Here is a 14,075-nt window from a genome sequence, read left to right as displayed (position 1 = left end):
CGGTGCACCGGAGGCGAGGATAACGGCGCGGCCGCGGTCCAGCTCCGCCAGGTTGGAGACGTCGAAGATCCGTTCCTTGGCTTCCTGGCGGGAGCGGCTGGAGCCAGATTTACCGGAGGAAATGGAGACGTTGGTGTAGCTGTAGTCCCCGATCAGGTCGGAAAGGGCGCGGAGGAAACCTTCCTCGGCGACGCCGCCGCCGTAGACCTTGACGTTCGAGGCCGACCAAATCTTCCGCATGTTCGCCTCACCCCACAGCTCCACGCCCTGGGACCAGGACTGCAGGATCCCCATCACAATCAGGCCCTTGGAGCCGTAGTGGCTGAACTGGTCCGGCAGGCCGGCCCAGCGGACCACGTTCGCCAGCTCGTCCAGAGCGAACAGCGCGGGTTTGGGCAGCCGGCCGCCGCTGCGCTCGGCCCGTTCCTCCATCGCCTCAGCGATGGCCACCGTCAGGGCTGTGGTCAGCGGGGCGGCTGATCCTGCGCCTTCCTTGGAGAGGATGTAGATCGTCTCCTGGGAGGCGGCGAAGGCATGCGGGTTGAACTGCCGACGCGGATCGCCGGCCACGCTCGCGCCGCCTGTCGGAGCGACCCAACGGAGCGTGTTCCGACTCTTGAGGCACTGGATCATCTTCTCGGCAGTGCCGAAGATACCGTCGCGCTGCTTGTCAGCCAGTTCCAGCGTGGACTCCAGGCCCTTGTACTGCAGCTCGTAGTCGTGCTGTTTGAGGATGTTGATCGGTTCACGGTTGACCTGCTCGGTCACCCACAGGTACACCTGCGTGATCGGCAGCCCGCCGAGCGAGGCCGCGAGGAAGTACGAGGAGAGGATGTCTTCGGCCTTGGGATCAAAGTAGGCGTCCGGCTTTGACCCGGGGACCCGGGAACCAACCGAGAAATGCTGGGTGAGCTTGTAGGCCTTCTCTTCGTCGGTGACATAGGACAGCGGGTTCCACCACCAGTCCGGTTCTTCCTGGGCGATCTTCTGCGGATCGAACACCCACACCGGGGCCACGTCCTCGCGGACGCCGCGGGTGCCGTCCACGACGTCACGCTTGTTCGAAGTTGAGACAACGGCGCCGGGCGCGTCCAGGATCGCGGGCATCACCCGGGAGGTGGACTTACCCGTTCGGGGTCCCCAAATGTCGAGGCTGAGGTCTTCCCAGGACTGGACGAACTTCTGGCCGGTGGAGACCACCTTGCCGACGACAATCCCGGGGTTGTCCTTGATACCGAGACGTTCGGCTTTGGCCTGTGCGCCTTTTTCGGAGAACGCGTCGAGGGCTTTGCCGCGGCCCAGGTAGCGGGCGGCCTTATCGACCCGGGCGCGTTTGGATGCTCCTCTGCGCCAGGCAACGAGTACAACGATGGCCAGCGCCAGGATCAGGCCGACCATAACGCACACAACGATGGTGGACTGGGTGGGCCAGGGCACCCGGCCTTTGATGAGACCGGCGATCAGGTCGATGGGGTGGGCCGGGGGCGCGGCGATGCCGGCCATCCAGGACCCGAGGTGAAGGGCAGCGTAGGTGCCGCCGCCGAAGATGACGATGGCACCGATGGCCAGCCAGACCAGCAGGGCATCTTCGAGGCCCATTCCTTTGCGGTTCGGTGCACTCACGGTGAGCCTCCTTCGGCCGGCTTTGCAGGTGCTGCGGGGTCCATCAGCGTTTTCGCCGGTGCGTGCCAGCGGGTGTCGGTGTCGTTCAGGCCCTCGTTCTTCTCGATCGAAGTCAGCCCGATCTGGACGGGGATGCCCGGTCGGCCGCCAACCTTGATCAGGAACTTTCCCCGGCCCGGGGGTTCGACATCGAGGCCGCGGGAGTCCCAAGCGGGCGGGTCCTGCCAGGAGATGAGCTTTTGCTGCTCCTGCCGGGACAAGGGGATCGCTGAGGTCAGCAGCGGCATTTCCGAGGCGGGAAGACCGCCGCAAACCACCATACCGGAGCGTTCGACGAAGCCGCGGGCTTTCATTCGGTCCTCTTCCGCCGGCAACGCGAGCAGGTCGGACATGGTGTGGGAGATCATGATCTGCCCAACACCGACGGAACGGTTCAACCGGGTTAGGGCGTCCACCCGGTCGACCATGCCCTTGCCGGAACGCAGCGCCCGCCACAGCTCGTCCAGGACCACGAAGTAGTTCCGTCGTGGTTCCAGCCCAGCGTCGGCGAGGGCGTTGGCGACGTTCACGGTTCCGAAGCCGTAGGACCAGCAGGCGAGCAGCACGGCGGCCTGCAGGTCGGTTTCGGTTTCGTCGATGCTGGAGACGTCGAAGACCACGGCGCGGTCCCGCTTCATCGGGTTGGTGGTCTGCCGGGAGAAGATTTCTCCCAGCTTCCCTCCCCCGGTCAAGCCCAGCAGGGTTGCTTCCAGAGCCCGGGTCTCCCGCAGGTAGACGTTCATGTCGCCACGGTCCAATGCGACCTGCCGGAGTTCATCCGGGGCGGAGACGATCACGTCCAGCAGGTCTTTCAGGACCGGAATCCCGTCGAACCCGTCATCGAGGACCCGCAGCGCCCGGTCCAGGATGGTCTGTTCCTGATCGGTGGGCGGGTTGTTCCGGCTGATGGTGATGAGTGAGACGACCATGTTCAGGCGGCGGCCGTGCGCGTCAGCGCGGACCCGGGTGGCCGCTTCATGGTGGCCGTGTTCCTCGAGGAGCTGGGCGACCTCCACGGCCTGGCCCGGGTCAAGGATATTCAGGTAGCCGACGCCGCGGCCGAGCTTGATGACCTGCCCGCCGAGGGCTTCGACGGCTTTGACGTGCTCGCCTTTCAGGTCCCCGAGAACCAGTGGGTTGACGCCCTGGGCGGCAAGGCCCAGGAACATGCGGCGGACAAGGGTGGACTTGCCCAGCCCGGGTTTGCCGAGGATAAAGGCGGAAGGGTTGGAGATGAGGCGGGCACGCTGGAACCAGCTGATCGGGTCGCAGCAGACCGTGGCCTGGGTTTCCTCATGCCGGCCGAGCGGTACACCGATCATGGGCGAGGACGCGCCGGAGGAGAACGGCCACAGTCCACAGACCTGGACCGTGGTTCCCCGGTACTCCTTCACGGACGGGACGAGCTGCGCCATGCCGCCGCCGCGTCCGGCCCAGCCACGGGCACCCGGGCCAGCCTCCTTTGGAGTGCTTTTTGCCTTTTTTACTGGCTTTACTGTCATTGCTGTCAAAACGTCCTTGAGTGCCATTAGAGGGCATCCTTGATTTCGGAGGGCACCATGCTGTGCTTGGGCAGCACCAGTCCCAGCGGCAGGGACGCGGCGAACGCGGTGTCTTGAGCGCCGTAGGCGCGGCGCAGGAGCACCCTCGCAGTCCCGGAAGTCTGCTCGATGGCGGCCACGGCATCAGGCAACCGTTCCCTGTCGGTCACCGTGGCGGTGACCACCATGCCGAAGTTCACCAGGCCGGCGCCGCGGGCTTCTTCCTGGGCGGTCTGCACGGCGGAGCGGGCATCGACCAGGGCGCGTGACGTGGGCCGGGTTCCGGAGGTGATGCGGACGTTGGCATTGTTTTGGTCCCGCTCGACCACAGCGGCTGCTTTCGCGGAGTCCATCGGACGGTAGAGCAGGGAGACGCGTTTGCGGTCAATGTCGCCGTGCGGGGCCAGCAGCCGGGACAGGACCGAGGAGTTCACGGACCCGCGGGGGGCTCCGGTCATGGTCCAGGAGACAGAAAACGCGGAATCGTGGCGGTAACCGTCCCAATTCGCCTGGGTGGCGGTGGGGCCGACCTCACTCCAGGTCAGGGCAACAGGGGAACCGGCGGCGTGGGCTTCATCAATGATCAGCGCAGCGGGAGGGTCATAGGCAACGCGGACGACTTCGCAGAGTTCCTGCGCCGACATCGGGCGGGCGATACCGGCGCCGGTGGACTGCAGCCGGGCTGACAGTCCGGGGATCCGGGAGGCGAGGTCCCGGGCCACATTTTCGGGGGTGCGCTTCTTCGATCCCGACCGCAGGGAGGCGTTAAAGGTCAGAGAAACCCAGGCGCGGACCGTGGCTGATCCCTCCGGGTAGGTGTCCACGACCTCGCGCAGGATCGCTTGGGCGAATTCCGGTGCCTTGGCGTCGATGTTCATTTCAACTTCGTTCCGGAGCCGGTACCCGGAGTCGGGAGCGGTTTCCACGGTGACTGCCGCGGCGTCCAGTCCTGCTTCGTCGGCAAGGCCGGCGAGCCAACCACCCCAGTTGGCGACCCATGCGTCGACCTGCTCAGGGTCCACCAGGGAGGCTCCGTCAGGTTCGGTGGAGAAGATGACGGTGAAGTGGCTGGTGGCCGGGACATGGAGCATGGCGAACGGGCGCTTGTAGGAGTCGGCGAACTCGTAGAGGGTGGACTTCGCGGCCAGTCCGGGGAGCTGGTACATGCCCCACTCGGTTACGCCCAAAGGTCCGGAGCGGTAGAGGTTTGTTCCGGAGGACCGGGAGATCCGGAAGGCCATCCGGGTGCCGAAGCGGTCTACAGCGGACTGGCCGTGCTTGTCCTTGACCGTGAGCAACAGGGCGCTGGCCCCTGCAAGGGCGAGGACAGCGAGGCCTGGGAACAGGCCCCAGATAGCGAAGGTGGTGATGCCCAGCAACAGCCCGGCCATGACAATCCCGGTGCCAATGGCACCGAGGTTGGCCAAGCCGGCGGAGCGCGGTACGCGCCAGTTGCCGTAGGACGGTTCCTTGTATTCGGTGTTAATTGCTGCCACTGGGGCCCTCCCCGGTTGAATCCTGTGCGGTCTTTTCGATTGCCTGTGACGTCTTGGTTGCCACCTGTGCCCCGGCGGCCAGGGCCATGCCTGCCGGGCCAGCTGCTGCTGCCCCACCGCCTGCCGCTGCTCCTGCTGTGCCAGCTTTGCCTGCGGTTGCAGCGCCAGCGGCTCCTCCCGGGCCGGTAACACCGGGGGTAGGCTGGCCTCCCCCGCCCCGGGGGCCGGGCGCTCCGTCACTGCCCTTTGGCGAAGAGCCGGCGTGAGTGCTGTGCGTGCTGGCTGTGGTGCTTGTTGTCGCGGGGATTGGCGCGGCATTGCCTCGTCCGCTGCCGCCACGTCCCAGGGAAACGGCACCGGTGGCCATCGCACCAACGGCAGCCCCTGCTGCAGCTCCACTGCCCGAGGCGACCGCACCAACCATCGGTGTCACAAAGCGCATCAATGCCGGCAGCGCAAACAAGGCAACGATCATCAGCGTGAAGCCCGTGATCGAGCCGACCAACGCGTCCTGCCCGGTTGTGTTGCCCATCAGGAGGAACGCGACCGAGTACACGATGGCCGCCGCGGGCTTGTAGAGAATGAAGGCGATGGTCCAGCCGACTGCTTTCTGGAACCACTGCCTGCCCATCTCGGTGTTGGTGAAAGCTGCAGTGGTGGGCAGGATGCCCGCCAGGATTACCAGCATGCCGCTGCGGACCACCATCAGGACGATCTGGACCAGGGAAGCTATCAGCCCGATCAGGCCCAGGATGATGAGGATAAACACCCCGACTTCGGTCTGGTTGGTCATGACGAGGATGTTCATCGACTCTGCGAATCCCTTGCCGTCCGTGGAACGCTCAATGATGGCGATAGAGAATGCGTCGGCTGCGATCACCAGAATCGAGATAACACCAAGGCCAAGGCCGGAGACCAGGGTGAGCGTGAGCAGCGAGCGGAGCAGGTCCTTCAGCGGTGCCCCGCGCTGTTCCCAGATCATCCGGATGCCGCCAAGGATTACTGCAAGGACCGCTAGCGTCAGCGTCCAGGGCATCAATTCGCTATTGACCGCAGCAACAACAGGGCTTGGTGTGCCGCCGTCCTCGGTGGCCAGGTTCACGGTGGGCATCGACACCCAGAAGGTAGACAGAGTCGTCACCATCTGGCTCATGCCCTCCATGATGGCCTTAGCCAAGTTGCCGATAGCGTCATCTGTGATTCCACCAATGAATTGCTGAGTCGAGCACTTCCAGTCGATCAGTCCGCATTCTTTGTCCATGTCAGGCTCCGGACCAAGGGATGAATCCCCCCAAGTCGCTTACCTGGACGACGTCGTTGAGGAGCTCACCAGCATCGGAAATTTCTAGTTTCCAGTCGCCGTCGATCCACTTGAGGGGAAGGACGCCGTGGCCGTATTCGCCGGTTGGCGTTGAGAAGGCCAGGTCCACGTGAGCGGCTGAGGTGGAGTAAGCCTTAATGACAAACCCGCGGATCTGAATGGACGAGGAATCTGCACTGGACGGAGTCCGGATGTCCTTTAGAGCTGCATCCCGTCCCGGGCCGGGGACCACCAGCTTCTCAATTAGTTCTTTCTGAATTCCCTCATCGCTCAGGCCACCGAGCGCCACCATGTTCGCAGCTGCATAGAGCGCTCCTGTTGGGGACTGCGCGAAGCAAGAACGGAAGCCGTTCTCGGCGGTGATTCCGGGGCCAACCGTATCGGGATCAGTCGGTGCCGCCGTTCGGCCCACGAGCTCCCACTTGGAACTTGGTGCTGAGCCCAGTGCCACCTCCGAAGATGCGGGAAGTCCACAAACACTCTTGTCAGCCCCAGCTGAAGCGCTGGGGCTGACCGTGACTGAGCCGCTGGTTTCTGCCGGGGCAGGGGCAGGCTGCGCGTTTCCCTGGCCCTTGGGGAGGAGAAAAATGATGACGGTTGCTGCGATCAGCGCGACCACCAGCGCGGCCGCAATGATGAACCCGGGTTTGGTGAACGGATTGCTTTCGGTGGTGCTCTCTGTTGACTGGCTCATGGTGAACCTCCCGTTGTTGGTGCTGGCTTAGACGAAGGCGCGGACGATGCCGGCGGCACCGGTGATGATGATGCAGCCCAGGAGAACCCAGCCGAGCTTGCCGATGGCTTGTGCGCCTTCGCCGCGCTGGAGTTGGATGACCATGCCGATGCCGACGATGATCACGCCGAGAACGCCGAGGACCAGGCCGATGCCGGAGGCCCAGTTCAGGACCAGGAGCAGCCCGTCTGCTTCTGCCGGGATGGTCGGGGTGGGGTTGGGGATGACGCCGGTTGCCAGTGCGGAGAAGTAGTTCATGGTGAGATCTTTCAGTGGGTGGTTGATGTGGTTTCGGTGGCCAGGGCGGCCATGTCGGTGATGAAGCGTTGGTATTCGCGGGGCGGCTGTGCCGTGGTGTCCCCGTGGCGCCAGGCTTCTACCCAGGGCAGGGTCCAGAGCCGGGGCGCTCCCCCGCCGACGATGGCGGTGAAGTCCCGGAGTGCTTTGGAAGTCTTTCCCGGTGCGTCGGCAAGAACGGCGAGGCCGAGCAGCCCAACTTTTGGCGCGGCTCCTGATGCCCATTGGGTCAGCGCACTCCTGGCGGCTGTCAGGCCACGCATGTCTGAGCGGCAGACCAGCAGGACCCGTGGCTTGCTTCCGTTCTGGAGGATCGGCCAGCAGTGACCTGTGGCGCGTGCATCGAGGAGGTCCGCGATCCTGCTCTCGCCCGCTCCCCCGTGAGCGCCGAGGACCCACAACGCGGCGGAGCCGATCATGGTGCGGCTGGCCAGTCGGTCCGCTGCGTCGGGTTCGATCATGCCCTTTAGTGGGGCATTGATGACCGCCGCCGGGGGCATGTACGCATCAAGTGTTTCCTCCTCCGGCGTTTCGGTGCCGGGGCTGGTTATCCAGGGGTTCAGGGACTGTTGCATGGTTCCTCCTTTCGGAAGTCAGTTCGTGGGTGGTTAGAAGCCTTTGGCGACGGCGGCTGCGGCGGCCAGCCATGCCCGCTGGGTGGCGGGCTGGAGGGCTTCATAGCGGATGGGACCGTTGACCAGGGCCGGGTCGTAGGGAATCCTCACGACGGCCCGGACGAACGGTTCGAAGCCGTCAGCTATCCGCTGGGCCTCGTCCTTGGCCCGCTTCAAGGCATCCCCGGACATGGTTCGCTTGGCGTCGGTGGATTCGGAGACGATCACGACGGCGTTGCGGGCCAGCTCGGCATCGTGGCCGCCACGGGATTCGAGGGTCTGCAGGGTCAGCCGGGCGGCTTCTGCGCGGTCTTCGATGGCCGTCACCGGGACTACGAGCTGGTTGGTGTGGTGGATCATCCGTCGCCAGTTCGCTGCCCGGGCGGTGTTGCCTGAGTCCATGACCACCAGCCGGTAGTACCGGGTGAGGACCTGGTGGGCGATGTCGACTTCCTCTGCGGTGACTTCGTGGTCGCCTTCCTCGTTCTCGTCTGAGCGCAGGACATCGAACTTGTCTGCGGTCTGGTGGTGGACGAACTTGGCGATCTCGGCGGCGTTGGTTGACGGGGAGAGCAGTTCGGTTGAGGAGTCGATCAGGTCCAGGACGCTCCGGTCGTGGGCGCCCTTTTCCGTGCGCCAGCCCAGCGTGCCTTGGGACTCGTTGTTATCCCAGGCGACAGTGGAGGCACCGCTGTAGCGGGCGAGGATGGCGGAAAGCATGACCACTGTGGGGGTCTTGTTGGCACCACCTTTGCGGTTGACCACGGCAATGGTCCGGGGGCCGGGCCAGTGCTGGCTGACCGTGCGGATGTCCTCCCGCTCGGACAGTTCTTCGGCGGAGGGGTCCATCCTGAGGCCAAGGCGCGTGAGCACACCCCGCCAGCCCTGCGTGGCCGGTTCCAGGACCGGGGCGCTGACCAGGAATGAGGTTTCCTTCAGGCTGCGGCGGGTCGGCGGTGCTTCCTCCATGGTAACTGCCGGCGCTGGCGTCGTCTCTGACACGACAGGATTGGGGGGCCACGGTTGGCGGTCCACCGCGGCGACGGCGGCAGCCGTGGGCTCTGCCGGAGCTTCCACAGACTCAGGCGCGGGAGCCGGGGTTTCAATGACTGCGGGAACTGACGTCTCGGGTGTGGGTTCCGGTGTTTCTGTCCGGCGGCGGGTGGGGCGTGTCTCGTAGGAGACGGATTCGATCGTGTTGTCCGGGTGGACGATCAGTTCACCGTGTCCTTCGGGATCCTCGATCTGGACTCTGACGGGGCGGTTCAATGTCTGGGCCTCGCCCACGACGAGTGCCAGGGCGTTGTTGCGAAGATCCTGCAGGGATTCCCCGGCAGGGACGATGCGGGAGTTACCGGCGACGACGACCTCGGCGGTTCCGTTGTCACGGACGATGGCTCTGATGTTTGGAAAGGCCAGGACCTCGGTTGATGTGGTGCTCATGGTCTTCTTCCTTTACGTGTGAGTTGGGGAGTTCCGGCGCTTAGGACGAGGGTGGTGTGAAGCGGTTGACCTTCCACGGGGCTTCCTGGCCCGTGCGGAGCAGCTGGAGCGTGTAGGTTCCTGTGTCGGTGGGCACAGCTGCCATGACGCCGTAGCCGTTGGCTTCATCGACGCTCAGCGTGGCCGGGCCGGTGACGCGGCCGGCGGGAATGTTGGCCGGGTCCACGGCCGAGTAGTCGGCAGTGGCATGCGGGGTCAGCCAGCGGGCAAGCTCGTTGGCCCACTGCTTTTCCTCCACGCCAGGGCGGGCAAAGTCGGCCATGGCCTGCTCCGCAACGTCGACGGCAGCGTCCTTACTGGCCTCATCCCAGGTGATGCCGATCGTGGCCGGCACAGTGCCCCCCGGAGCCTGCGGGCCGCTGCTGACGCTCAACGAAACGGGCGCAGAGGGCGTGACTGCCGTGGTTGCAGCCGGTTCAGGCGTCGGGTTCGCTGCCGGGGCGCACGCGGCGCAAAGCAAGGCCACGGCGATCAGGGCCAGGGGCTTCTTCATTACTTCTCCTCTTGGGTTGGCAGGTACAAGAACCCTGACGGGACATCCATGCTGACAGTGCGGGTGTAGTAGTTGTGGTCATCCGGGGGCGGATTGCCGTTGTAGCCCTCTTCGACGTAGGTCCCGTCGTCCTTGACTTCCTTCACCACGGCGACGTGACCGAAAGTCGGGTCCGCTCCCCCGGCCCCGGGCGCGTACCAGACGACCGCCCCGACACGGGGGACGGAACCGGTGAGCCAGCCCTTTGCGTCCCAGCCGGCCTTCCATGTCACGGCAGAGCCCAAGCGTTGGCCGTCGGGGCGGAAAGTGCCGTTGAGGAACTTGAACGGTTCCCCGGTGGACCCCATCTGCTGGTTCACCCGCCAGAGAGCGAAGTCCACGCACTCCCGGTAGTAAAAGTTCAACGGCGAAGTGCTGGCGTCGTTGGCGCCCACCTGCATCCAGGTAGGAGAGTCCCTCCACGGGTAGTCATCCCCGGCACCGGACTTTCCCGGAATGACGCAGTCGCCGCCTTCCAGTGCGATCTTGCCGTCCGAGAGCGCCTGGACGAGCTTGACGGCCTCGGGCCAGTACTTCTGGTAGTGGTACGGGTCGGCGTTGCGCTGGACCTTATTGCCGGCGATGGTCGGCTCCAGCAACTCCCAGCCCTCAACCTTTTGCAGGGCCTTAATGAAGTTCGTGGCACTGATGGTCGGGTCCATGCGGTCGGCGTAGGAGCCCCACGCGCCGTTGTCGCGCTGCTGAAACAAGCCACGGGAATCGGGACCCGGTCCGTCGCCGTAGTCAAGGACACGCAGCCCCGACTCCCCCAGGGAAACCATGACGCTGATCATCTGGCCCTTCACGGACAGGTCCAGAGCCTTGCCGGCACCCATGATCGCAGCGGCGTTCTTCAGCTGCTCCTCGGTGTAGCCCTCGACCTTCGTTTCGTCGTCGATGACAACTGAGACGGACGCGCCGCAATCGGCAGCCGCGGGCTTTGCTGGCGCAAGGAGCAAGAGGATGGAAAAGACCAGCCCTATCAAGATGCCGGGGACCGCGATGACCGCCACGAGACCAAGTGACTTCCGCTGCATGCAAATCCCCCTTTGAGCCCCCAACTGGCCCATACCAAGACTATCTGCCTGTAGTGGACATGTGCAACGGATGTAGTGGGCATGCTTCGTACAGATCCAAGGTTTGTGGAACGTTTACGATGATTGGGCTTTATACTCTTCCCGGGTTCGCGCTGGAGGGCGGGACATGATGCTGACGACAAGGCATGGCCTCGCCTGCCTGGCTTTCCTCGTACCCGCGGGCTCACTATTCGGATTCGCGGTCATCATGGCCCGCAAGATCGTTAAACGGGGCCCAAAGGACTACCGTCGTGCCGAGCTGACAGATGATGGCCGCAGAGTCCGCATCGACTTGGATGACTACACCAAAGCCCACGGCGACTTCGCCGTGTTCGACCCTGCGGCCGAGCGTTTCACCAGGGTCGGCGAGGTCACCCTGATCGACGAGGACCAAAAGTTCGTGGAGCGTCGAATCCATGCGACGGGGTCCGGGCCGGTGACTTTGGGACCCGTGGTCGACTGGACGCCCGACGTGTTCTTCGAACCTTCCGCTGTGGCCGGGCGGTTTGAAGAGGTACACATCCCCACCGCCTACGGCGCGGCGCCGGCATGGCTATTCGAAGGTAGGAACGCGGACACATGGGTGATCCACATCCATGGCAGCTGGACCGACCGCTCGATCATGTTTCGTGACGTCCACGCCTTCAGCGCCTTGGGATTCACCTCCTTGGTCCCCTCATTTCGCAGCGACCTGGAGGTCAGCCCACCACAGGCCGAATCGAGCCACCTTGGTCAAACAGAGTGGCGAGACGTGGAAAGCGCTGTGGCCTACGCCGTGGCTCACGGCGCGCAGCGAATCATCCTCTCGGGCTGGTCAATGGGCGGGACGATCGCCCTGCTCACAGCGGAGCGTAGCGCCTACCGTGACCGGATCGCCGGGATTGTCCTGGTTGGACCGGTCACGAGTTGGCGTAAAACCATCAGGGCAGGAGCGGAGTCCGCCGGCGTGCCTGCGGTAGGAGCCGGCCTTGTCATGTCCTTGCTTCAGGCTCCCCCATTCGCGAAGATGCTCGGGCTGGAAGAAGCGATCAACTTCGATGCCCTTGAGTGGGTCGACATACCTAACCGTGTGTCAATCCCAACCCTGGTCCTGCACTCGAGTGCCGATCAGGAGGTTCCCTGGAAAATCTCGGCGGCGTTCCAACGCGCGAACCCCGACACCGTCACCCTGATTCCCTTACCTGAGGCGCACCACACCCAGGAGTGGAATGTGTCACCTCACACCTTCACCAACGAACTCACGAGTTGGATCAACAAAACGATCCTGACCGAAGGCTAGACCCGCGCATCCAGCTTGGCCTCGATCTGGCTGATCCTGCCCTGAACAGACTCCGGGAACGGGCACATGTTCCCCCGCTGGTAGTTGTGCAAAACGATGAGGCTTTTGTAGACCCCATTTTCCAGCGTTTCGTTGAACAGGTCCCATGCCGGACTAACCCGAGACGTATCTGCATTTACCTGGATCCTCAGCGCAGTAAGCCAAAGCGCATCGATCATCCAGAGCCGCAACCTCGGCAGCTGCTTGGACAGGAAAAGAATTAGCCACCCCGCGGCAGTCACCGAGAGGCCGGCATAGAAAAGACGGTCAAACCAGGCTCCGATCGCCTCTGCGAAGGCATCCCACGGCGTGAAGTGGAACAGCAGCACATATGCAATGTGGCACGAGACGGCCGCCGCGACCACGACCAAGCCCGCTGAGAATGTTGCGTACAGGCCCCTAGCCTTGTGCCGAAGCATGTAGATGATCCTAAGCACGGTGAATAGCAACGCGAACATGTACGTGCCGCTGTAAGTGGCAGTCGCAAGTTGGTCCATGCGGTAATCAATGAAGTCCGCAGAGGTCGGACCTTTGTCCTCAATGAGGGCGAAGCTGACAATCATGATGGGAATGCTCAACAACGGAGCATAGTAGCTCCACCTGACTGGTACGGTTGCCAACCGCCGCACGCTGTCGTTGAAGAAGAAGATCGCCAACAGCGCGAAGATGGCTTGAAGAAGGTTCGTTACGTTGACGCCACCGAGGTAGCTGTCGATGGACGCCAGCGGCGCAACCGTTCCCAGGACATAAAGTGCCGCCAAGCCGAACATCGATGCCACCCACGATGCACGGGCTTCCGCCACCTTGACTACCGAGGGGATCCGAAGCAGGCATAGGGCACTGAGCAGCGCAAAGAGCAACTGTTTCATGGTCTATCAGAGGAAAGGATCAGTCTCGGAGGAGCTGCGCGCACGGGTCTTCTTTGACATCTCGAAAGCAAAATCCTCCACCCAGCGTTCTACGGGATGATTCAGAACAGAACAGCAGCTCATGCTTTTCGCACCGGCAGCCTCCTTCAGCATCTCTTCAGAGAAATCGGGCAGAACCAAGTGGCCTTGAAAGCTCTCCAGATATATGTGTCCGAGCTCGTGATAGATGCAATGGAGCTTGTACTGCGTCGAGTTTTGCGGCGGCACATAGATCTTGAAGTGATCTTCAAAGTCCAATTTGAAGGCTGTCAGAGTTCCCCAGGACCCCTCCTGCTCGATCAGCTTGATCGGCTTTTCGCAGATGACGGCCAGACGTTCCAGGACCTCCGCCATTGACGTCGTGCCGTCTCCGCATAACTCCCGGACCTTTTCTGCGACCGGTGGGAGGCTCATTCAGTCCTCCTCTTCGCCGTTCATCGACGCATCGATGATCCTGGTAATTGTCCGTAGCATTTCAGGCGAGGTGGCCCCCAGGTTTCTCGCCGCAAAGTTCTTCACCTTGAGCTTGCGCATCTGCACAAGGAACTCCATGCGCGCTTCCACCTCAGGGGGAGTCTCACTGTTGAGATCACACAGATAACTGGCAGGTACGGCAAAAACGTACTCTGCTATGCCCTTTAGCAGTTCCTGATCGGTCACCAGGCTGCCGGTGCCGTTGATCAAGTATGACCAGCGCGTCCGAGACAGGTGGATTCCGTGGGCCGAAAGTGCTTCTTCCACATGAGGGTACGTGAGCACAGTGTTGTGATCGGACTCCCAGATATCCACCAGGATGCCCATGCGATCCGCCAGGCGCTCTTTCTTCTGCTGTTGCGTGAGAAACACGCTGCGGCCCCCATTTGCCATCTATAAAGCTCCTTAGCCAAGCTCAGCCTCTTGTATAGACCGCCACACAGAGCAGGCGGGCAGCTAACAGAATGCTACCTGACGCCTACCAGAGGGTACAGGCAGTGAGTTGTGCATGTGCGGAGCATGTATGTAGTCTGTCGTTTGCTTGGGCTATTGAAGGAACAATTAGGCAGCTTCACTGGACAGCCGTTGACGGCATAGAGC

The 14,075-nt window shown here is 63.2% G+C and carries 14 protein-coding genes; 1 reads left to right on the top strand and 13 read right to left on the bottom strand.

Features of this window, described 5'->3' with window-relative positions; all coding sequences use genetic code 11:
* From DBR22_RS06600 to DBR22_RS06555, 10 genes are all read right to left on the bottom strand, one after another.
* On the bottom strand, positions 1–1,623 hold a 1,623-nt coding region (locus DBR22_RS06600), incomplete at its 3' end, for a TraM recognition domain-containing protein (protein ID WP_108598345.1).
* The gene (locus tag DBR22_RS06595; RefSeq protein ID WP_375134916.1) at positions 1,620–3,164 is read right to left on the bottom strand and encodes a helicase HerA domain-containing protein; all 1,545 of its coding nucleotides are present in this window, start codon (positions 3,162–3,164) and stop codon (positions 1,620–1,622) included. The genes DBR22_RS06595 and DBR22_RS06600, both read right to left, overlap by 4 nt.
* 26 nt (positions 3,165–3,190) lie before the next feature.
* Entirely contained in the window at positions 3,191–4,699 is a 1,509-nt protein-coding gene (locus DBR22_RS06590) for an SCO6880 family protein (RefSeq protein WP_108598341.1), read from the bottom strand.
* Entirely contained in the window at positions 4,686–5,861 is a 1,176-nt protein-coding gene (locus DBR22_RS06585) for a hypothetical protein (RefSeq protein ID WP_108598343.1), read from the bottom strand. The genes DBR22_RS06590 and DBR22_RS06585 overlap by 14 nt, the downstream gene beginning before the upstream one ends.
* Before the next feature lie 100 nt (positions 5,862–5,961).
* Positions 5,962–6,714, bottom strand: a complete 753-nt coding sequence (locus tag DBR22_RS06580) for a hypothetical protein (RefSeq protein ID WP_108598340.1) — start codon at positions 6,712–6,714, stop codon at positions 5,962–5,964.
* Between the two features lie 27 nt (positions 6,715–6,741).
* Positions 6,742–7,011 (bottom strand): hypothetical protein, encoded by a 270-nt coding sequence (locus DBR22_RS06575; protein WP_012623549.1) that lies wholly within the window; start codon positions 7,009–7,011, stop codon positions 6,742–6,744.
* 11 nt (positions 7,012–7,022) lie between these two features.
* Complete coding sequence (locus DBR22_RS06570; RefSeq protein ID WP_108598339.1) at positions 7,023–7,625, bottom strand: DUF6668 family protein; 603 nt, start codon at positions 7,623–7,625, stop codon at positions 7,023–7,025.
* A gap of 33 nt (positions 7,626–7,658) precedes the next feature.
* A complete protein-coding gene (locus tag DBR22_RS06565; protein WP_108598338.1) occupies positions 7,659–9,107 on the bottom strand; it encodes a MinD/ParA family ATP-binding protein in 1,449 nt (482 codons plus the stop codon).
* Positions 9,108–9,147: 40 nt separating this feature from the next.
* Entirely contained in the window at positions 9,148–9,660 is a 513-nt protein-coding gene (locus DBR22_RS06560; RefSeq protein ID WP_108598337.1) for a hypothetical protein, read from the bottom strand.
* A complete protein-coding gene (locus DBR22_RS06555; RefSeq protein ID WP_108598336.1) occupies positions 9,660–10,736 on the bottom strand; it encodes a CHAP domain-containing protein in 1,077 nt (358 codons plus the stop codon). Before DBR22_RS06555 ends, DBR22_RS06560 begins: the two co-directional genes overlap by 1 nt.
* A gap of 166 nt (positions 10,737–10,902) precedes the next feature.
* Here DBR22_RS06555 and DBR22_RS06550 point away from each other — a divergent pair, with 166 nt between their 5' ends.
* Positions 10,903–12,054 (top strand): alpha/beta hydrolase family protein, encoded by a 1,152-nt coding sequence (locus tag DBR22_RS06550; RefSeq protein ID WP_258229062.1) that lies wholly within the window; start codon positions 10,903–10,905, stop codon positions 12,052–12,054.
* On the opposite strand, the gene DBR22_RS06545 is transcribed toward DBR22_RS06550, so the two are convergent.
* The 3 genes from DBR22_RS06545 to DBR22_RS06535 are packed head-to-tail and all read right to left on the bottom strand — an operon-like array spanning position 12,051 to position 13,868.
* Positions 12,051–12,962, bottom strand: coding sequence for a hypothetical protein (locus DBR22_RS06545; RefSeq protein WP_108598335.1), 912 nt, complete (start codon positions 12,960–12,962; stop codon positions 12,051–12,053). The genes DBR22_RS06550 and DBR22_RS06545 overlap by 4 nt on opposite strands.
* A 6-nt stretch (positions 12,963–12,968) precedes the next feature.
* Positions 12,969–13,415: a hypothetical protein gene (locus DBR22_RS06540; protein WP_108598334.1), complete on the bottom strand. Its 447-nt coding sequence runs from the start codon at positions 13,413–13,415 to the stop codon at positions 12,969–12,971.
* Positions 13,416–13,868 (bottom strand): hypothetical protein, encoded by a 453-nt coding sequence (locus DBR22_RS06535; protein WP_108598333.1) that lies wholly within the window; start codon positions 13,866–13,868, stop codon positions 13,416–13,418. It lies immediately after the preceding gene.
* Positions 13,869–14,075 lie beyond the last annotated feature (207 nt).

Source organism: Arthrobacter sp. HMWF013 (assembly GCF_003061105.1).
Classification (GTDB): domain Bacteria; phylum Actinomycetota; class Actinomycetes; order Actinomycetales; family Micrococcaceae; genus Arthrobacter.
The sequence above is the reverse complement of the archived record's forward strand: the minus strand, read 5'-3'. Positions and strand labels throughout refer to the sequence as shown.